The sequence below is a fragment of the Streptomyces beigongshangae genome, assembly GCF_019710745.1.
GTDB lineage: Bacteria > Actinomycetota > Actinomycetes > Streptomycetales > Streptomycetaceae > Streptomyces > Streptomyces beigongshangae.
The window spans coordinates 53373-71572 of sequence record NZ_JAHKJW010000031.1; the positions used below are offsets into that span (position 1 = coordinate 53373).

An 18200-nucleotide genomic window follows, 5' to 3' on the forward strand; every position below is an offset into this window, starting at 1 on the left:
GCTCCTGGAAGTCGCTCCACTCCTCAGAGGTGGGTGCCCGGTACTCCTCCATCGGCCGCTCGGCCCGGCGCCGGGCGAGGAACTGCTGGTAGTTGCTGATCACGTCCTCGTTGAAGACCGCGACGTAGCCGCGGGTGGTGCGGATATCGAGATGTCCGAGTAGGGCTGCCCCGATGTGGATCGGCAGGCCGTTGTTGACCAGTTCCGTCGCGAAGAGCCTTCGGAAGTCGTGCGGCGCGAACTTGACGCCCTCGAACTGCGGGTGCGTGCGGGTGAGCGCTTCGCAGGCTCTTCTGATGGCCCGCCAGAGGGTGGTGGTGGACATGCCGCGCTGCGTGCCGCCGTGGAAGTTCTGGAACAGGTAGGGCAGTGGTTCGCTCCAGGTCTTCTCGTGCGGGTCGTAGCGGACGCAGACCGGGACGGCGCCGTGTTCGTGGCGGTGCCGGCGGATGATCTGTGCGATGACGTGGAAGAGCTCGGCGGCCATGGGGACGACCCGTTCGCGGTCGCTCTTGGACGGGCTGATGACCAGCAGGGCCACGACTTCGCCGTTGGGCCGCTGGTATTGCCGGACGCTGAGGTGGGTCAACTCGGTCAGTTCCTCGGCTCGCACTCCCGCGAGCCGCAGCGTCTCGATGATGGCCCACTGCCAGAAGGCGTAGTTCTCGTCCCGGGAGATGTGTACCAGTTCGCCGGTGGTCCGGTTGACCGCGCGGACCGGTGGGCGGTTGTGCCGCTGGTCCTTGGTGGAGACCCGGAGCCAGGTGACGCCCTCGGCGGTGAACTCCTCACCGTTTTCCACCTTCAGCGCGGCATCGAGCAAGCTCCGCAGGCGGTGCCAGGTGTCGGTGACGTGCTGGGACAGGATGGGAAGAAGGGGCTGCCGGTCGCGGGTGCGGTTGGCCATGCGTTCTTGGAGGCGGCGGCGCCGGACCTGGAACCACCGCAGGTCGGAGTCGAGGATGGGGCAGGGGGCGACCCATTTCGCCCAGCGTTCCGGCTCGGCGGCGGACCAGGTGTGCAGGTCGAGGTAGAGAGCGCGGACTGCCATCATCGGCCCGTCGACGTCAAGCCGTGGCTTGCCGTCGGGCAGGACCATCAGCCATTCCTTCCATGCCGTGAAGGTTTCTTCGGACAGCCTGAGGTCCCCCTGGTCGGGGTTGATCTTCTCGATCTGCTTCCAGAAGACGCTGACCAGAAGGTTCGTCAGCTGTCGCAGGGTCGAGTAGTCCAGGCCCGCGGAGCGGCGGTGGATGTACTCGACCAGGAGGTCCCTGACCTCGCGGTTGCGCACGTTGTGGCGGTCGACGGCCTCGTCGACGGGGATCTGGCCCCGGGTGACGGCGCCGCGCAGGCTGCGGGGCGTGGAGGACGGGAACTGGCCCATCTCGTGGAGGATCGGCCAGGACAGGGCGGCGCCGAAGCAGCCGTTGCCCCCGGTCAGATCGTGTTTGCGGGACTCGACGGAGTAGTGCAGCAGGGCCTCGGGCGTCAGGTCCTTCAGGTCGATGCCGAAGACGGTCAACGCGCAGCAGACGTCGAACTTGGCTCTGCCGCGGCGGGCCTGGCTCATGGGCAGCTGGTCGGCTCGCTCGCAGAACTCCTCCAGCCACGGGTCCTGGGCGACACCGCGGAACCAGGGCGAGTAGTGGAAGAAGCGGTTGCAGCGGAAGCCCAGCAGGGTGGGACGGACCAGCCGCAGGGCGAACGCGTAGCCGGTCGCGCGGTTCAGCTGGTTGTGCAGGTACTTGTTGTCGCCGGCCGCGTCGCTGACCGGCCGCCCCTCGTCGTGTCCGGACGCCTCCCACCGCTCCTGCCAGGTCGCCCCGGGAAAGGCGGCGAGGTGGTGGAGGAAGGGCCGCATGGCGCTGCGCTGCTTCCACTTCAGTGCCTCGGAGTTGGAGAAGTGATCGGCGGTGAGCTGGACGATCTCCTCCGCCGGCATCGTGCTGAGGTCACCCAGCGAGCGGGGCGGCCTGGACGGCGCCGGAGGCAGGGCCGGGGTGACGGCGGTCGGCGTGTAGATGCCTTCCGGGACGGGTCCCTCGCCCTGGTGGCGGCGGACCCGGTTGGTCGTCGGGCCCTTGATCCGCTGGCTGTTTCCGACCTTACTGCCCGGCACCGAACACCGCCTCGATGTCGTCCGCGGCGTACTGAGTCGGCCACGACGCCGGCTGAACCGGCCGGGCGTAGAAGGCCGCGAGCTTGTCGAGCAGGTCGTCCAGGCCGACGGCCGTGTAGAGCTCGGTGGTGCTGATATGGGCGTGACGCAAGATCGTCTGTACTTCGTGCAGCTTCAGTTCCGGATCGCGGGCCATCCGCTTCGCGGCCGTGTGCCGCAGGTCGTGCAGGGTCCAGTTCGCCCCGAGGACCTCGCATGCCCGCTGGAGGATACGGCGGGCCGCCCAGTAGGTCAGTGGCCGCGGCTCGCCCCGCCGGGTCCGCCAGACCGGCATCCCGTCCGGCGGCAGGCCGCCCTCATCGAGGTAGGCGGCCAGGTAGGCCAGCCCTTCCGGGGAGGTCGGGACCGGCTGTCGGGCCCGGGTGCCCTTGGAGATCACCCAGAGCTGGCCCTTGGTCCACTCGATGTCTCCGAGCCCCACTCCCAGCAGTTCGGAAGCGCGGGAGCCGGAGGCGAGGTAGTTGGACAGCAGGGCCTTGTCCCGGGTGCATTTCATCTGCGCGAACAGCTCGTGCCACTGGTCGTCGGGTATGGACCGCGGATGCCGGACCGTCAGTTTCGGCCGCAGCCGGGCCCGCCGGTGCTGTTGGCGGACCTCCAGCGGCGACCGGTGGGCCAGTGCGGCTCGGCGGGCCGCGCTCTCCGGGACCGGGTTGATCAAGGGGCCTCGGCCGAAGGGCAGGTGGAAGGCGTAGAAGCCGTGGACGACCGTCAGGTTGTGGGCGATCGTCGACGGCGCGTATCCGGCCCGCAGCGTCGGCTTGCCCGTCTTCGGGTTGACGGATCCGGGCGGGTGGCTGCCTGGCCGTGTCCGTTGGCGCTGGGGATTGCGGGCGTGACGCAGCCAGCCCACCAGGGCGGCTGTCTCGGCCTCGGTGACCTGTTCCCAGCCCACATCCAGGGCCCACAGGACCCGGAGCCACCGCAACAGGTCGTAGCCGTAGCTCCGGCAGGTCAGCGGACTGACGTCACCCAGCAACCGGTCCCGCAGGTAGCTGCTGACCGGCTGTACCTCGCGGCCGGCGCCATCCACCACCAGCCACGGCAACGACGGCGTCGTACCCGCGACCACGGCCCCGATCTGAGGAAGCCGTACCCGCCCGTCAATCAGATCTTGATGAAGCGAAGGAGTTTCATGCACGACCGAATGATCACGACTCACGGCCCCCGGATCGAGCGGGCCCCCGAGTTAGTGCAGTTAACAGACCCCGCCCTGCACCGGGGCATCGGCGTTGGCGCCGCAGTCGTCACCACCTGGCTCACCACCCGCCCCGGCGGCCGCCGGTGACCCGCACCCGCATCGAACGCGTCCGCGCAGCGGCAGGGATCGCCTCGCTGACTCTTCAACAGATCGAGGACGACCTCACCGCCGGCGACGTTGACCAGGAGGAGCTCGCCGCGATCCTGCGCGAGCTCATCGAGGACACCGACCCGCCCGGCGGCTTCCTCGCGGCCCTCGCGCAGATGCTCACCGCCGCCGCGCGCCGTGCCGAGCAGGTCGAACCGGACCGCGACGGCGACGCCTCGTGTCCGCTGCACGAGGCCGCCGCCCTGATCACCGACAACGCCGGGATGCGCCTGATCTGGGCTGCCCGCGCCCTTCACCCGCAAGGAGACCTCTGAGATGGCGAGCAAGAGGGCGACGAATCCGCCCCGGGGACAGTGCACCCAGTGCTGGTACCACGCCTACGCCAGCCGCCAGGCCCACGCCGGACTCGGCCCGCGCCAGGACTGCCCGCAGTGCGCGGACCACATGAAGAAGGGCTGTCCCGCCCACATGATCGTCCGCTGACGCCGCTGCGCGAAGCCCCGCCCTGTTCACCGCCCGCGCCGGGCAGCGCCTGATCTGGGTTGCCCGGCGCCCTCACCCGCAAGGAGATCTCGCATGACCGAGCTGATCTACCCGCAGATACCCGAGCACAGCCTGATGGTCCTGATAGGCCCGTCCGGCGCCGGGAAGTCCACGCTCGCGCGCACCTGGCCCGCCTCGCAGGTCCTGTCCCTGGACGCGCTGCGTGAGGCGGTCAGTGACGACGCGGGCGACCAGGACGCGACGGCCGAAGCGGTCGACGTCCTGCACCTGATCCTGGAGCGCCGTATGGCGCGGCGTCGGTTCACGGTCATCGACGCCACGAATGTGACCAGGGCGGCCAGGCAGCCGCTGGTCGCCGCCGCGAAGCGGCATAACATGCCCGCCGTCGCAGTCGTTGTCGCCACACCGCTCGACGTCTGCCTGGAGCGGCAGGGCCTGCGACCGGACAACCAGCGTGCGCCCGAAGACGTCGTCCGCTCCCAGCACCACGCGATGGTCCACTCGCACCAGCGGCTCGCCGCCGAAGGATTCACCATCGCCTTTGCCGACACCCTGTACCGCCTGGAGCCGTTCCTGAAGCAACTCTCACAAACCCGGGAGGACGGCCTCCGGCGCGACGGCAGCGAGGGCCTGCTCCTGGTCCGCCGCTTCTTCGGCCCCGAGATCCTGCCACTGTGGCGGTGGCAGCCGGGCCCGGCCCAGAGAACTGGCCGGGACCGCGTCGCGGAGATCTGCCTCGGACAGCAGCACCTCACCCTGGCATTCCGCCACGGCGTCGACAACGAAGGCGACTTCGACTTCGACTTTGGCTTCGACGTCCTGCTGCCCTGCCCCTTCGACCCGGAGTGCGCCGGGCAGGCGTGGGCGCCGGTCTACTCGGTCACCGACCTGCACAAGGCGCTGACTGGCCTCATGGACAAGGACCCGGACATCATCTGCACCGTTCACGGCCGCCCCGACGACGTCGACGACCACGAGGCCGCCGACGACGACCACGAGGACAGGACGGGCCTTCAGACGCAGCCCGCGGACGCGGTCCGCGCGTGAGCCGTGCCGCCGACGCTTCGCCGCACAGCCAGAACCCGCCGCGCCCTGGCCACTCCGGGCGCCCACTGCTTCCCCGGGAAGGACATCCCATCATGGGCATCACGATCACGAACACGTACGGCACCGCGCACCACGTCAGCGAGACCAACCCGGCCCGCGTCACCAGCTGCGACCGCTACCGGTTACCGCTCGTCGGCACCATCGTCCCCGGCAACCCCGGCTACGAGGACATGGTCGAGATCCTCAAGGACAACGGCCACGACACCCGCCCAGAGGGCTACGGGCTGATCTTCCTGGAGTCCGAGGAATTCTCCGCGACCTACTTCGGGTCGATCGCACAGATCGAGCAGTACAAGCGCGACAACGCCGACGGCACAGCGACCTTCGACGCCTCCCAGGGCGTCATGTACGCCCAGTGGCCCCACGGCAAAGGCTGGGACGACTTCCTCCCCCGCACCTTCTGGAACGTGGCTGCGTGCGGCGGGATAGCGGACGGCGTCGGCCTCGTCACCGCCTTCGCGCACACCGAGATCCCGGGCGCGGAGGTCATCGTCTACGAGTTCGAAGGCAAGTGGCTCCCCGACAGCGAGCCGCAGCAGCTGGTCACCTACCACTGCACCGGCTGCCACCTGGACACCTTCCACGACTGCGGGCACGTCCACGAGAACACCAGCCCCGACAGCCGGCGCTGGGCTGCGCGCCAGGCCCGCCAGCACCTCATCAGCGCCCACCGGCACGGCGTCGGCGACACGAACAGCGCCTGCCGCCCCCACAACGGCGCCATGCTGCGCGCCGTGAACGCGGCCGCTCGCGAGATGTGGGGCACCACGGGCAACGCCCTCCCGGACACCGACGACGCGTACTGCGCGACCAAGGGCCCCTGCTCGATCATCCGCGAACTGCGGGCCGGAGTCCGCCCGCCCACCTACCGCGCCTGACGGACGTACCGTGCCGCCCCGGTCTCTCCGCACGACGGAGGCCGGGGCGGTCGCGGTGGTCCCTCAACACCGAGGCACCAACACCGAGCAGAGAGGAGCTGGACGTCATGCGCCTGCACATCTACGAGGTCGACGTCCCGATCCACGACACCACCGACCCGGACCGGCGCGGTCTGCACGTCTTCACCGGCGTCGCCGCCTCCCCGGCCGCGGCCCTGCGCCGCGCGCATGAGGTGTACGACGCCGCGCTCGCCGCGCACACGGCCGGACTCGAGGTGCCCGGCAAGCAGCCGGACAGCTGGGGAGCGCGCGGGCTTCGGCCCGGCTGGCAGATGGAGTGGCCCGCCGCGAAGTCCGGCCTGTGGCACAGCCCTGTCAGCTGGACCACCCGCAACGGCTTCGTGCTGTAGCTCCGCCCCGAGACAGCCGCACTTGCTTGGCGGCTTCGACGACTGTCCCGGGCCCACCCAACCCGTACGAGACGAGAGGGAGATCCTCAGTATGGACTCCGTCATGCACCCGCGGGGCCGGTTCGGCCCGCGCACCCTCCTCCTTACGGCGGGCGTCGTGCCGCCGGCCGGGCGGGGGCGAGCCGCATGAGCCTCGCCACCCTGCCCGAGGGCGACTGGATCCGCGGCATCACAATCCGCCAGCCCTTCGCGACCTGCATCCTCGCCGGGAAGACCCCGGAGAACCGGCCCGCCAACTGGCTTATGTCTAGCTTAAGTAGTGAGCACTGCACCTGACCAGCTCATTCTCGTCAAGGACATGTAGTCGACGCGGTCGCCCGGCACATGGCTGAGCGCGACCCGGCCGCCCGCCGCCGTAGGTGAGCCCTCAAAAGTTGGCCTCGCGGCTATTTGCTCCCTGGTGTCCGAACCAGGGCTACTGAACCGTGATCCAGATTTTGTCACGCTCTTGATTGCGCTTGCGTTCGCTCCCTGTCTCCTCGATCACACGCTCTCTTCCCGACGGACGGAGAAGGCACCCGCGGCAGCCGCCAGGACTGCCGTCTCCGCGGCCCGTTTCGGGAGTTGCGGGTCCGGATCGGCACGCAGGAGCACCAGCTGGTGGTAGAGCGGCGCCGTGGCGGCGATCAGCAGGCTTCGTGCGTCCGTGTGCTGTGCGGGGAGTTCACCGCGCTCGATGGCGCGTTCGACGAGGATCTCGCACTGGGCGTACCGGTCCGTCCACAACTGCGTCTGGGCTCGCGCGGCCTGTTCGGAGTGGAACGAGGCGGCCATCAGGGCGATGGCGAGCGACGGCTGTACGACCAGGGATTCCTGGATTTCTTCGTTGAGGGCCGTCAGATCGCCGCGCAGGGAGCCGGTATCCGGCGGCTGCCAGTCGATCTCGCCGGCGGCGTCGATGACGTCGACGAGCAGGCCGCCGACATCGCGCCAACGCCGGTAGACCGTGGCGCGGTGCACTCCGGCGCGCGTCGCGACACCCTCCATCGTGAGTCCTTCGTGACCGCCTTCAGCGAGTTCGGCGCGCACCGCGTCGAGAACCTGGGCGCGGATGCGGGCGGTGCGACCGCCCGGACGGCGGTCCGACGTCGTGTCCAGTGGGTCTGTCATCGGCAATCAGTATCCGGTTGATCAAGGCGGCAGGGCTGTGCCAGCATCTTAACGCGACAGCTGTCGCCCTAGGTTCACTAGAGAGGAACCGCCTCCTCGATGCCGCCCGTTCCCGCTGACCCCACCGTGCTCCACCCGATGCCCGAGCACCCGCGCGTGGTTTTGCTCAAGCCGCTGGTGAAGTCGCCGCTGATCAAGGTCGGTGACTTCACCTACTACGACGATCCGGACGACCCGACCGCATTCGAGACGCGCAACGTCCTGTACCACTACGGCCCCGAGCGGCTTGTCATCGGCAAGTACTGCGCGTTGGGGACGGGCACCCGGTTCATCATGAACGGCGCCAACCACCGCATGGACGGTCCTTCCACCTTCCCGTTTCCCACGATGGGGGGTTCCTGGGCGGAGCACTTCGACCTGATCACCGACCTACCCGGCCGGGGCGACACAGCTGTCGGCAACGACGTGTGGTTCGGCCACGGCGCCACCGTCATGCCCGGTGTACGCATCGGCCACGGCGCGATCATCGCCGCCGGCGCCGTGGTCACCGGCGACGTCCCCGACTACGGCATCGTCGGCGGCAACCCCGCCCGGCTCATCCGCACCCGCTACGACGCCGCGGACATCGCTCGGCTCCTCGCCGTGGCGTGGTGGGACTGGCCCGTGCAGCACATCACCAGACACCTACGGACGATCATGTCGGGGACCGTCGCCGACCTGGAGGAGGCCGCCGCGCAGATCGACCAGCCCTGACTCGCGTCCTCGCCACACCGCCCGCTCCCGTCCCGCGCCAGAAACGAGTGATCGCCCATGTCCCGTCCCCGCGCCCATATCGCGATGGTCGGCGTCCCCATCGTCAGCCATGTCCTGCCCAGCCTCGCGCTCATCCGTGAGCTGGTGGACCGCGGGCACCGGGTCACCTACGCCAACGACCCGTTCGTGGCCGACCGGATCGAATCCGTCGGCGCGGAGCTGGTGCCGTGCACCTCCACGTTGCCCGTCGAGGACAACGACTGGCCTGCCGATCCCATCGCAGCGGCGAGCCTCTTCCTCGACGACGCCGTCCAAGCGCTCCCGCAACTGCGCGCCGCCTACGACCATGATCCGGCCGACCTGTACCTCTACGACATAGGCGCCTATGCCGCGCGCGCCCTCTCCGAAGCCCAGGGCCGTCCCCTCGTGCAGCTGTCCCCGACGTTCGTCGGCTGGGACGGCTACCAGGAGGAAGTCGTGGCTCATCTGCGAAAGCTGCCGGGCGCCGACGCGTACCGGGACAGGTTCGCACGGTGGCTCGTCGACTGCGGTGCGACCACCACGGACGTGGACACGTTCTCCGGCCCGCCCGCCCGAGCCCTTGCCCTGATCCCGAGAGCGATGCAGCCGCACGCCGATCGAGTCGACACCGACACAGTGACCTTCGTCGGCCCCTGCCTCGACACCCGAGCGGATACGGACGGCTGGACCCGCCCGGCGGACGCGGACAACGTGCTGCTGATCTCGCTCGGCTCGGCGTACACACGCCAGCCCGCGTTCTACCGCCAGTGCATCGCCGCCTTCGGCGACCTGCCCGGCTGGCACGTCGTACTCCAGATCGGCAGGTACACCGCCCCCGAAGAACTCGGCACCATCCCGCCCAACGTCGAGGTGCACTCCTGGGTCCCGCAGCGCGCGATCCTGGAACAGGCCGACGCCTTCGTCACCCACGCCGGCATGGGCGGCTGCGGCGAAGGGCTCCTCGCCGGCGTTCCCATGATCGCCGTGCCGCAGGGAGCCGAGCAGTTCATGAACGCCGACCGGCTCGTGGAACTCGGAGTCGCACGCCGTGTGGACACCGCTGACGCCACCGCCGAGACCCTTCGCGCGGCGCTGAACGACCTGGTCACGGATCCAGAACGCGTCGACCGGTCCAAGCAGCTGCAGGCCGCCGCCCGGGCCGAGGGCGGCACCCCGCGCGCTGCTGACCTCCTCGAGAACATGCTGGCAGCCGCCGAAAACCCGCGCTAAGAACACTGCCGCTTCGGTGATCGTGCTGCAGCGTTAGGTGGTGGCGCCTCCCGAAGTGGTCGCCGTCTGCTGTCCGTTCTCCTGGGCATAACCATCTCGAGGAGACGCGCCACGGAGCCTGCGGATCTCTCCGTATGCGGTCTCCAGACGCCCGGCGAGGTCGCTGTTCTCCGCTCGCAGCTGCTTGATCCGCGCGAGCGCGGTCTCCAGCCGTCGCTGGACGGAGGAGACCGACGCGGGCTGTGAGCCGGTTCGCTCGGTGGCGGGCTGCCGGTCCTGCATCTGCCTGATGGCGGCCACGAGGTCGGGCTGGGTGTATAGCCATGATCTTGAAACGCTGGCCGCCTTCGCGATCGCAGCGAAGCTGGTCCGGCCGCCGGTACGTCTGGCTGCCGAGATGGCCTTCTCGGCGTCACGGCGAGCGCGTTCGCTGCGACGCCGGGTGGCCTCGGCCAGGGCGGCGGTGTTGTCAGCTGGCGGCATCAATGTCCTCCACCTGTCCGCCGACGATGATCTGATTCTCGGTGGCCCCTTCGAGTGAGTTGATGATCGTGTCGAGCTTGCCAAGGGTGCGGCGGTTCTTCTCCGCGACCCGGGCAAGCCCGGACTGCTCGGCCTGGGCAATGAGTTCGCTGGTTTCCTGCCGCTGCTGGCGGTGCTGCTGGAGAAAGTCGCCGGTGGTGATGAAGAACCGGCAGTCCAGACAGGGGTTGGCGTACTCGCAGTCGGTCTGCACCGGGGCTCCACAGTAGCCGTTGGGCAGAGTCACCTTCGCGCGGACCAGGCTCATCTTCGCCCAGGCCGCCCCAGCGAGCGGGTGGTCTGCAGCGATCTCTGCCTTCTGCCCCTCGTGGTTGACCTTGAGGGCGTTCTCCCAGTGCCGCCGCAGCGTCTTGTCGTGGAGCTTGGCGTAGACGGCGGTCATGGCCGGCGACATGTGATCGAGCAGGGTCTGAATCACAGGCTGGGGAACGTCGGCGTTGATCATCCTGGTGGCCAGGGTGTGCCGGAACTGATGGAAGGTCACCTTCACCGGGCGGCCGTGTTCGTCGGTGAGGCTGAGCCGCTCCAGCCAGATCGCCAGGTGGTCGCGCAGGCGGCGGTCGCTGACCGGTTTGCTGCCGTCGACGTTTTTCAGCGCCGCGGGGAAGAGCCACTTGCAGCCCTGCGGGAAGCGCTCAAGGACGGCCTGCTGCTGGCGGCCGATCTCGGCCGCGAGTTCCTCGCTCAGCGGGAAGAACGCAGGACGGTCGTGGATCTTGCGGTTGAGCCAGGCCAGGTAGGGGTTGTTCTCGGCGTCCCGGACGATGCAGTCGAAGGGCAGCCAGCGGGCGTCCTTCGTGCGCAGACCACAGGCCATGAGGATTTTCAGCAGCACCCGTCCGTCGTCGGACGGGAACTGCGCGATGGCCTCGGGAGCCTCCAGCTGCCGCATGAGGTGCTCGGGGATGAACCGCGGCTTCAGCCCGCGCGGTTTGGGCGCGTCATCGTAGATCAGCGCGCTGCGGGCCAGGTCGGGCTGCCACTCGTAGCGGTGCACGTCGCGCAGGAAGACACCGACGCAGCTGATGGCGCGCGAGCGGAAATGCTCGCTGTGCCCTTCGGCCTGCAGGACAGCGAACCAGGTCTCGATGCGGACCCGGTTGAGCGCCGCCGGTCCGGCATCGACGCCGTCGACGTCGGCGAAGTGGCAGGCCAGGCGGGTGATGGCCTGGACGCTGGTGGTCAGGCCGGCCGGGTTGCTGCCGCGGGTCAGCCGCCATCGGGCCCAGCGCTTGGTCAGATCCCGCAGCCAGGGCAGGGGAATGCCGCCGAAGTGCAGGCGGCAGCAGTCCTCGTTGGCCAGGTCGAGCAGCCGAAGATCCCAGCTGTCACGAGGGAACTGGTCGGCCCACGGATCGTCGGCGATCAGCAGCCGCTGCAGCTCGAACCGGGTATCGCGGACGAACGCGTAGGACAGCGACTGGTAGCCCTTGCGCGCGACGCGGCAGAACTCCAGCCACTGCGTCTCGTCCCAGTCCATCAGGCTGCGCACGCCCGATTCGCGGATCCAGCTCAGCGCGCGGGTCACCGTGCGCGGAGCCGTGTGCCGGTCTCCGATGTCGACCCGGCGCTGCAGCCCGAACTGCACCTCCAGGCAAACCTGGCGCCCCAGGTCGTGAAACCTGATGTAAGGGTCGCGCCGCAGCTCCAGCCGCTTGAACCACTTGATCAACTGGTCGTCCGGAAGCTCGGGATGGCCGTTGTTGCGCCAGCGGATGTAGTGCCGCCGGCACAACACCGAACCAGGTCCGGTTGTCCACCACGGACAGTCGGGCAGCACACAGTCCCGCTCGCCGTGCGGCGGCGCCTCGTAACGCGTCGTGGCCAGCCACGCGTCCAGGTCCGGTGCCCCGGCCGCCTGCCACAGTTCTGTGTGGCGGGTGCAGATCCGCGGCGAGCACCCGTTCATCGAGCGGCGGCAGCCCGTCACTGCGCAGCCCCGGATCACGCGATGGTGCCGGTGATAGGCGTCCTCGCCGGGCACCCACACCTCGAACTCGGGGCGTCCTGCCTGCACCCACCGCTGGTAATGCGCGGTGCACAGCCGCTTGACCGAGTAGCTCAGCATCCGCTCACACGACGGGATGCGGCACTCGCCCTGGAAGAACACCCGGCTGTCACGCGGCGGATAGAACTCCTCGCCCCGGAACTCTCGCCGCACGACCTCCATCAGCCGCTCCAACAGACCGGCCTGCGGCTGGACGCGCTCCAGCGTGCTCACTCCCCCACGCTCCCGTTCCTCAACAGCCCTGCCGAGACAAGGACTTCCCGATGATCCTCCACCGTCAGATGCGCGTAGATCTGTTCCGTGACCTGCGACGACGAATGCCCCAAGAGCTCGGCCACGACCTCGACGGGAACCTTGGTCCGCAGCAGCCGGGTCGCCCAGCTGTGCCGCAGTACATGCGGCGTGAAGTGCCCGATCCCCGTCCGCTTGCGCAGCCGGGCCGCCAGGTCCTCGATCGCACTGCGGGTCATCGGCGCCCCAACCGGCGGCCGGAACAGGTTCACGAACACGTAGTCGCAGTCCAGCGTCCCGTACTCGCTCTCCATGTAGTCGGCGTAGGCGTCGAAGATCTCGGTCCCGGCCGGGACCGTGCGGGCCTTGAGGCCCTTCACCCGGGCGGCGTTGACGTTGCACTCGCGGGGAACGACACGCACCTCCCCGGCCCGCAGTCGCAGATCCTCGTGCCGCAGCCCGAGCGCCTCCCCGATCCGCAGCCCCGTTTCCGACAGCAGCACGATCAGGAACCGGTCCCGCAGGTTGGTGCAGGCGTCGACCAGGCGCCGGATCTCGCCCGCGGTCACCGTGGCGGGCACCTTGGGCGCAGTGGCGATGCGGATCGGGCTGTAGGTGTCCGGCCCTGGCCCGTGGCGCCGGGTGTGCGCCAGCATCGGCACGTACCGGCCCATCGGCCGCGGCCCGGCCAGCTCACCCAGCAAGGCCGGTACGGTCTCGTCCCGGCGGGCATGGAACCGGTACAGCCCGGCGAGCGCGGCCCGCTTACGTACGAGGGTGGTGTTGCCAACCGCGGGCGGCGTGCTCGGCAGCTGGTACACGCCGGGCTGACGGGCCGGGCGCGGTCGCTGCAACCAGACGAAGAACTCCGCGAGGTCCTCCAGGCCCAAGCACCGGAAGTCGGCGTCGCGTTGGCCGGTCCACTCGAAGAAGTCCCGCAGGTCGTGCGCGTACGCCTCCACGGTGTACGGCGAACGTCCCGTCGCGGTCAGGTGGCCCAGGTACACATCCGCTGCCTCGACGGGCAGTCCGCCGTCGTCGATGACGGTGTACGACACCCGATCGGAGTCCGGAACCCGCACCCGCTGCACTCGCATAGCTCACTGCCTTGCGTCGACGACATGACCGCACCGGGTGTCCATGACGGGCCCCCGACACTGCCCACTTCAACGACGAAGACGTCGAAGACGGCACGCAGCGAGCTGTTCATAAACTGGCCCTGGCGCGGCTGGGTCCTCCTCCACGCCGGGGGGAAGAAGCCGGAGCCCGCGGTGCTGCGCGACCCGCTGGTCGCCACCGCGATCCGCGGCCACGAGCTGCACCAGGGAGCGGTTATCGGCATCGCCCGCCTGGCCGACTGTCACCTGGACCAGGGGCCCGAACGGTGCACCAGCCCGTGGGCGCAGCGCGGCGCGCACCACCTGGTCCTCGCCGACGTCCAGGAGCTCGCCCTGCCCGTGCCCGCCGCGGGCGCGCTTTCGGCCTGGAGGCCGACGGCGGACCTGGTCGGGCAGGTGTTCCAGCAGCTGCCCGGCTTCCGGCCGTGACCCGCAAGCGAGGCAAGAAGCCGCTGTTCGAGCCGGGCTGCGTCCCGGCTCCCGGCGGCTTGCTGGACTGGCGTGACGGCCGGCATTTCGACCGCTGGCAGGACCTTCCCTGCGCGCTGTGCGACAAGCCCACGCCCATGTGCTCCCACTACGGCGAGTTCGTGCACAAGGCGTGTGCTGAGGACTGGATCGCCGCGAACCCCACCGAGGCCCGCCTCGGCCGGTTCGCCTCCGACATCCAGCCCAAGCGCCGGCGCGACGACAACCACGCCTGATCTTCCCCTCCCTCCTGTTGCGGGCACCGGCCGCCAGCCGGTGCCCGTCTTCGCATGCACGGAAGGACCCCCTATTCATGGCGACCTCCGCCATCACCGGCCGGCCGACGCTCACCGTCGGCCAGGCCGTCGCCCTGACCCTGCTGCGCGACGGCTACACCCAGCGCACCATCCAGACCCGCACCGGCATCGCCCCCGATGACCTCTACCGGCTGGCCACGCTGCACTCCGTCACCGCCCCGCACGGCACCGTGGAAGGCCACACCTGCCACGAAGCCGCCGCCGAAGAGCCCTGCGGCCACTGCGAGCTGGCCCGAGCACGCGCCGACTCCCGCGCCCGCGCACGGCAGCGCAAGACGATCCCCGCAACCGCGCGGGCCCGGCTGCTCGCCGCTACCCGCCGCAGGGCGGTGCACCGATGACGTCCCTGCGCAGCACCAACGCGACGCCCTCCGCGAAGAGCCACCGGCCGCACGACGCCGACCGTGCCCTCGCGTATCCCGAGCCGCCCGCCTCCCCGCTCTGGCACCGCCACGGCCCGAAAACCCGGCCGATCACCCCGGAGAAACAGCGGCGCAACTGCGAACTCCTGCTCCTCGCGCAGCGCACCCCCCGGCCCCGCTCCCCCCGTCCCACCGACACCCCGACGGAGACCAGCTGATGGACACCAAGCACTGCGCCGTCGACGGCTGGGTCGACGACATCCCCGCCCCCGGCCCGCACGGCACCGCCACATTCGATCTGATCGTCCGGCCCGCCGACATCGACACCGTCGCCGACGACGCCCCCGACACGGTCGTCCCCTGCACCAGCGGCGACCCCCGAATTACCCACGAGCTGCTGAACGGCATACAGCCCGGCGACCTGCTGCGCGTCACCGGCACCCTGGTGCAGCCGCAGGCCCCCGGCGAGGACGCCCAGCTCACCGTCGACGCCCTGGAGGTCCTGGACACCGCGCTCGTTCCGGTCCTGCGCGACACGGTGCTCGACAGGTACGGCGACTACTGCGTCATCTTCGACGCCGACCGCGACCAGGTCCCCGTCTTCACCGCGAGCGGGCAGTGGGTCGGCCTGGCCGACAACCCCGACACCATCACCACCCTGATCGACATCCACGAGCGCGTGAACGGCGGTGACGCCTGATGCCCACCACCGACGACCGCACCGTCCTGGAACGGTTCCCCGCCGGAAGCCCCCGCGGCTCCTGGCCGGCGGAGGAATACGCCGCCGCCCAGCGCGCCCAGGGCCACACGGACGCCCACGTCGTGATGGACCTGCCCAGCGACCAGTTCCTCGTGGTCACCGACACCACCGGCTAGCACCACACCCCGCAAGCACCTGCATCCCCCAGCGCCGCGCCCGCTCCCTAGGCGGGCGCGGCGCTCACGTCGGCACCACCTGCAGACCACCGACCCTCGGCCCAGGAGAGACACCTCATGAGCGAGTACACGCCCACCGACATCACACCGCCCGAACTGCTGCCCGCGGCTCTGACCCACCACGTGCCCAACTGGGCAGAGGCAGCGCCCACACCGGCCGACGTGCACGACTGGAATCAACGCCAGGCGTCCGCGCTCATTCCGTTCGAGCTCGATGACCAGGGCTGGCCGATGCACCCCCACGGCCCTACCGGCCGCACCGGCCGCAACCTCGGCAAGTGGGGCGAGAACGCCGCCGCCGACCCGATCGTGGTAGCAGGCAGCGGCCAGCAGCGCCAAGTTCTGCTGATCACCCGGGACGACATCCACGTCGAAGCCATCCCCGGCGGCATGGTCGATCCCGGCGAGACCGCCCCGGCCACTCTCGTCCGGGAACTGCGCGAGGAGACCGGCGTAGACCTGGCCGACCACCGCCCCGTGATCCTCGGCAAGGACCTCGTGGACGACTGGCGCACCACCGATCACGCATGGGTCGTCTCGACCGTCGCCCTGTACCTGCTGCCCGTCCCGGTGACCGCCGTCGCGGGCGACGACGCGGCCGACGCGAACTGGTGGCCCTTCGCCTCCCTCGACCAGCTCGACGCCGCGATCACCGCCGCCGGACGCACCCTCTACGCCGCACACCGCCCGCTGCTGCAGCGCGCCCTGGACCACCTCGCCACATAGGGAACCGGCCTGCCCGGGGCGCCTGGCGTTCGACCACGCCGACATCCTCCGTGCGGCCGCGGCCCTCATCCCATTGAGACACCACACCGAGACACCGGAGCGCCGCGCCCGACCTCCCCGGCCGGGCGCGGCGCTCCACCCGTTCCTGCCCTGCACCAGCGCCTTGGAGGCACCTTCGTGGAACCCGTCCGCCTGATCTCGTTCGGCTACCTGCACCTGCCCACCGACCCGGACGGCCAGCCCGTCCTGCCCGCCGCCGACCGGATCGAAGACGTCCGCGACCGGCTCCGCGACCCGGCCGTCGCCCGCGACATCCTCGACCTGGACGGCTTCCACCCCCGCGTCCAGGCTGTCGTCCTGAACACTCCCGGCGCCCGCGAACTGCTCGCCAACCTCACCGACTACGCGGCCCTTCCCGCCGGACCGCGCCGCATCGCGATCGGGTGCGCGGGAGGCCGTCACAGGGCATGCGGCCTCACCGAAATCCTTGCCCACGAACTCCGCGACCGCGGCCGCGAAGTTGAAGTCGAGCACCTGCACGCACACCTGCCGCGCGTCCTCAAGGCACCCGCCAGCACCCGTACCTTTCACCTCGAGCAGGAGACCGACCGATGATCCGTCGCTTCCGCCGCTGCGGCCACGCCCTCGGCGCCATCTCCCCCGAGGACCAGGCCGTTGTCGACCAGTTCCGCGCGATGCTCACCGCCGTACGCAACCCGCAGCCCTGGACGCCCGGCCGCGCCCAGGACGTCGCCGTGCGGGTCGGCCCGTTCATCGAGCGCGCCCATCCCAGGCCCGGCGACGACCACGGCCCCGACATGATCGCCGTCGCCCTGATCCACCCCGACGGCGGCCACGCCGCGGCCTACCTCCACGGCCGCCAGCTCGGCTACACCGAACGCGGCTGGCTCCGATGTAAGACCACCGCGATCCTTGGCTTCTGGCAGCCCGGCTACACGATGCTCACCCACGCCGCCGCCCGCCTGCCCCTGCCCGACGACCTCGGCATGGACTCCGCGCGCTACGCCCTCTACCTCGAGGCCCGCAAACGCGACGACAACAGCCGCGACGGCTTCACCCTGCTGCGCGTCGGCCCGTACACCCAGACCCGGCACGCCCAGCAGGACTACGAGCGGCTCACCGCCGCGCTGGACGGGCGCGAGACCACCCTCGTGCCCGGACACCACGTCTCCGTGCGGTACGGGCCGTTCGACGTGAGCGACCACCAGCTGTTCGCCGACCCGTACGAAGCCGACGCCATCGTGCTCCTGGACGCCGCCGTCGCGGGGGCGAGCGCGTGACCGGCCCGGACCTGTACGAGATCGAGACCAGCGAGGGCGACGACGGCGCCATGCACCCCGTCGAACAGCTCTGGATGCCCGGCGAGGACGCGGTGGAGAACGGCTTCCTCGCCCACGGCGATCTGCACGTCACCGGCCTCGACGGCCTTACCGACGACCATCTGTATCCGGTCGCGTTCCTATTGCTCGGACACCAAAGGTGGGCCGACATCATCCAGGCCGCCGTCGCATACATTGACCGCGTCCACGGCTGGCGCAACCTCCACCTGTACCCGGGTGACGATCCCTCGGTGCTTATCCCCCGGATTCCGCGAGCTGTCCACGCACACGGCGTCTTCCTACGGCATGTACATCCGAACCCGGACTATCCATGCGCCTGCGAGTGGGAAGGCACCTGGCGCATGGTCTGGGCGCCGACCACTGAGCCTGGCGCCGTCCCGGTCACGGCCATGCGCCACCCAGTTGCACTGGTGACTGCCGCCGGTATCCCCAACCTTGATGAAGGTGCGCCCGCGATCTGGGCTACATGACCGGCCAAAGGCTGGCTTCCCCACGTCTTCTACGTGGGGAAGCCAGCCTTTTTGCGTCTCAGGTACTTCGCAACTTCAGATTCTTAGCCGACTGTG

Annotated in this window: 22 protein-coding genes and 1 pseudogene; 17 read left to right on the plus strand and 6 right to left on the minus strand. The window is 69.9% G+C overall.

Translation table 11 applies throughout. The features are described 5' to 3' along the window. Nucleotides 1-124: 124 nt before the first annotated feature. Together KM933_RS40340 and KM933_RS23600 are read right to left on the minus strand one after the other, a co-directional pair. Nucleotides 125-1945, minus strand: a pseudogene (locus KM933_RS40340) (site-specific integrase); the annotation flags it as partial. A 163-nt stretch (nt 1946-2108) separates the two neighbouring features. Then, the gene (locus KM933_RS23600) at nt 2109-3254 is read right to left on the minus strand and encodes a tyrosine-type recombinase/integrase (RefSeq protein WP_308013518.1); all 1146 of its coding nucleotides are present in this window, start codon (nt 3252-3254) and stop codon (nt 2109-2111) included. A gap of 212 nt (nt 3255-3466) precedes the next feature. On the opposite strand from KM933_RS23600, the gene KM933_RS23605 reads away from it, so the two are divergent. The 5 genes from KM933_RS23605 to KM933_RS23625 all read left to right on the plus strand — a co-directional run bounded on the left by KM933_RS23605 (nt 3467) and on the right by KM933_RS23625 (nt 6390). Then, the gene (locus KM933_RS23605; protein ID WP_221355363.1) at nt 3467-3805 is read left to right on the plus strand and encodes a hypothetical protein; all 339 of its coding nucleotides are present in this window, start codon (nt 3467-3469) and stop codon (nt 3803-3805) included. Nucleotide 3806: 1 nt separating this feature from the next. Then, entirely contained in the window at nt 3807-3974 is a 168-nt protein-coding gene (locus KM933_RS23610) for a pRL2-8 (protein ID WP_221355365.1), read from the plus strand. A gap of 93 nt (nt 3975-4067) precedes the next feature. Further along, nucleotides 4068-5042 (plus strand): ATP-binding protein, encoded by a 975-nt coding sequence (locus KM933_RS23615; protein WP_221355366.1) that lies wholly within the window; start codon nt 4068-4070, stop codon nt 5040-5042. A gap of 92 nt (nt 5043-5134) precedes the next feature. Further along, nucleotides 5135-5980: a hypothetical protein gene (locus KM933_RS23620; RefSeq protein ID WP_221355368.1), complete on the plus strand. Its 846-nt coding sequence runs from the start codon at nt 5135-5137 to the stop codon at nt 5978-5980. Nucleotides 5981-6087: 107 nt separating this feature from the next. Beyond that, nucleotides 6088-6390 (plus strand): hypothetical protein, encoded by a 303-nt coding sequence (locus tag KM933_RS23625; protein ID WP_221355370.1) that lies wholly within the window; start codon nt 6088-6090, stop codon nt 6388-6390. A 543-nt stretch (nt 6391-6933) separates the two neighbouring features. Here KM933_RS23625 and KM933_RS23630 read toward each other — a convergent pair. Continuing rightward, entirely contained in the window at nt 6934-7560 is a 627-nt protein-coding gene (locus tag KM933_RS23630) for a TetR/AcrR family transcriptional regulator (protein ID WP_221355372.1), read from the minus strand. A gap of 99 nt (nt 7561-7659) precedes the next feature. Here KM933_RS23630 and KM933_RS23635 point away from each other — a divergent pair, with 99 nt between their 5' ends. Together KM933_RS23635 and KM933_RS23640 are read left to right on the plus strand one after the other, a co-directional pair. Then, nucleotides 7660-8313 (plus strand): CatB-related O-acetyltransferase, encoded by a 654-nt coding sequence (locus KM933_RS23635; RefSeq protein WP_221355374.1) that lies wholly within the window; start codon nt 7660-7662, stop codon nt 8311-8313. A gap of 57 nt (nt 8314-8370) precedes the next feature. Next, nucleotides 8371-9564: a macrolide family glycosyltransferase gene (locus KM933_RS23640; RefSeq protein WP_221355376.1), complete on the plus strand. Its 1194-nt coding sequence runs from the start codon at nt 8371-8373 to the stop codon at nt 9562-9564. 33 nt (nt 9565-9597) lie between these two features. Here the strand turns inward: KM933_RS23640 and KM933_RS23645 are convergent, their stop codons facing one another. The 3 genes from KM933_RS23645 to KM933_RS23655 are packed head-to-tail and all read right to left on the minus strand — an operon-like array spanning nt 9598 to nt 13404. Then, the gene (locus tag KM933_RS23645; RefSeq protein ID WP_260334064.1) at nt 9598-10047 is read right to left on the minus strand and encodes a DUF6262 family protein; all 450 of its coding nucleotides are present in this window, start codon (nt 10045-10047) and stop codon (nt 9598-9600) included. Next, nucleotides 10034-12328: a tyrosine-type recombinase/integrase gene (locus KM933_RS23650; protein ID WP_308013519.1), complete on the minus strand. Its 2295-nt coding sequence runs from the start codon at nt 12326-12328 to the stop codon at nt 10034-10036. The genes KM933_RS23645 and KM933_RS23650 overlap by 14 nt, the downstream gene beginning before the upstream one ends. Then, nucleotides 12325-13404, minus strand: a complete 1080-nt coding sequence (locus tag KM933_RS23655; protein WP_308013520.1) for a tyrosine-type recombinase/integrase — start codon at nt 13402-13404, stop codon at nt 12325-12327. Before KM933_RS23655 ends, KM933_RS23650 begins: the two co-directional genes overlap by 4 nt. Nucleotides 13405-13467: 63 nt before the next feature. Between KM933_RS23655 and KM933_RS23660 the strand changes: the two genes are divergently transcribed. The 10 genes from KM933_RS23660 (at nt 13468) to KM933_RS23705 (ending at nt 18104) form a co-directional block, all read left to right on the plus strand. Continuing rightward, the gene (locus tag KM933_RS23660; protein ID WP_260334066.1) at nt 13468-13893 is read left to right on the plus strand and encodes a hypothetical protein; all 426 of its coding nucleotides are present in this window, start codon (nt 13468-13470) and stop codon (nt 13891-13893) included. Continuing rightward, nucleotides 13890-14168: a hypothetical protein gene (locus KM933_RS23665; protein WP_221355378.1), complete on the plus strand. Its 279-nt coding sequence runs from the start codon at nt 13890-13892 to the stop codon at nt 14166-14168. Before KM933_RS23660 ends, KM933_RS23665 begins: the two co-directional genes overlap by 4 nt. Nucleotides 14169-14245: 77 nt before the next feature. Further along, nucleotides 14246-14590: a hypothetical protein gene (locus KM933_RS23670; RefSeq protein ID WP_221355380.1), complete on the plus strand. Its 345-nt coding sequence runs from the start codon at nt 14246-14248 to the stop codon at nt 14588-14590. After that, nucleotides 14587-14829 (plus strand): hypothetical protein, encoded by a 243-nt coding sequence (locus KM933_RS23675; protein WP_221355381.1) that lies wholly within the window; start codon nt 14587-14589, stop codon nt 14827-14829. The genes KM933_RS23670 and KM933_RS23675 overlap by 4 nt, the downstream gene beginning before the upstream one ends. Then, the gene (locus KM933_RS23680) at nt 14829-15311 is read left to right on the plus strand and encodes a hypothetical protein (protein WP_221355383.1); all 483 of its coding nucleotides are present in this window, start codon (nt 14829-14831) and stop codon (nt 15309-15311) included. Before KM933_RS23675 ends, KM933_RS23680 begins: the two co-directional genes overlap by 1 nt. Continuing rightward, nucleotides 15311-15487, plus strand: a complete 177-nt coding sequence (locus KM933_RS23685) for a hypothetical protein (RefSeq protein WP_221355385.1) — start codon at nt 15311-15313, stop codon at nt 15485-15487. Before KM933_RS23680 ends, KM933_RS23685 begins: the two co-directional genes overlap by 1 nt. 117 nt (nt 15488-15604) lie before the next feature. Then, nucleotides 15605-16273, plus strand: a complete 669-nt coding sequence (locus KM933_RS23690; RefSeq protein ID WP_221355387.1) for an NUDIX domain-containing protein — start codon at nt 15605-15607, stop codon at nt 16271-16273. Nucleotides 16274-16450: 177 nt separating this feature from the next. Continuing rightward, nucleotides 16451-16888 (plus strand): RapZ C-terminal domain-containing protein, encoded by a 438-nt coding sequence (locus KM933_RS23695; RefSeq protein WP_221355389.1) that lies wholly within the window; start codon nt 16451-16453, stop codon nt 16886-16888. Beyond that, a complete protein-coding gene (locus tag KM933_RS23700; protein ID WP_221355392.1) occupies nt 16885-17574 on the plus strand; it encodes a hypothetical protein in 690 nt (229 codons plus the stop codon). Before KM933_RS23695 ends, KM933_RS23700 begins: the two co-directional genes overlap by 4 nt. Continuing rightward, nucleotides 17571-18104 (plus strand): hypothetical protein, encoded by a 534-nt coding sequence (locus KM933_RS23705; protein WP_308013521.1) that lies wholly within the window; start codon nt 17571-17573, stop codon nt 18102-18104. Before KM933_RS23700 ends, KM933_RS23705 begins: the two co-directional genes overlap by 4 nt. Nucleotides 18105-18200 lie beyond the last annotated feature (96 nt).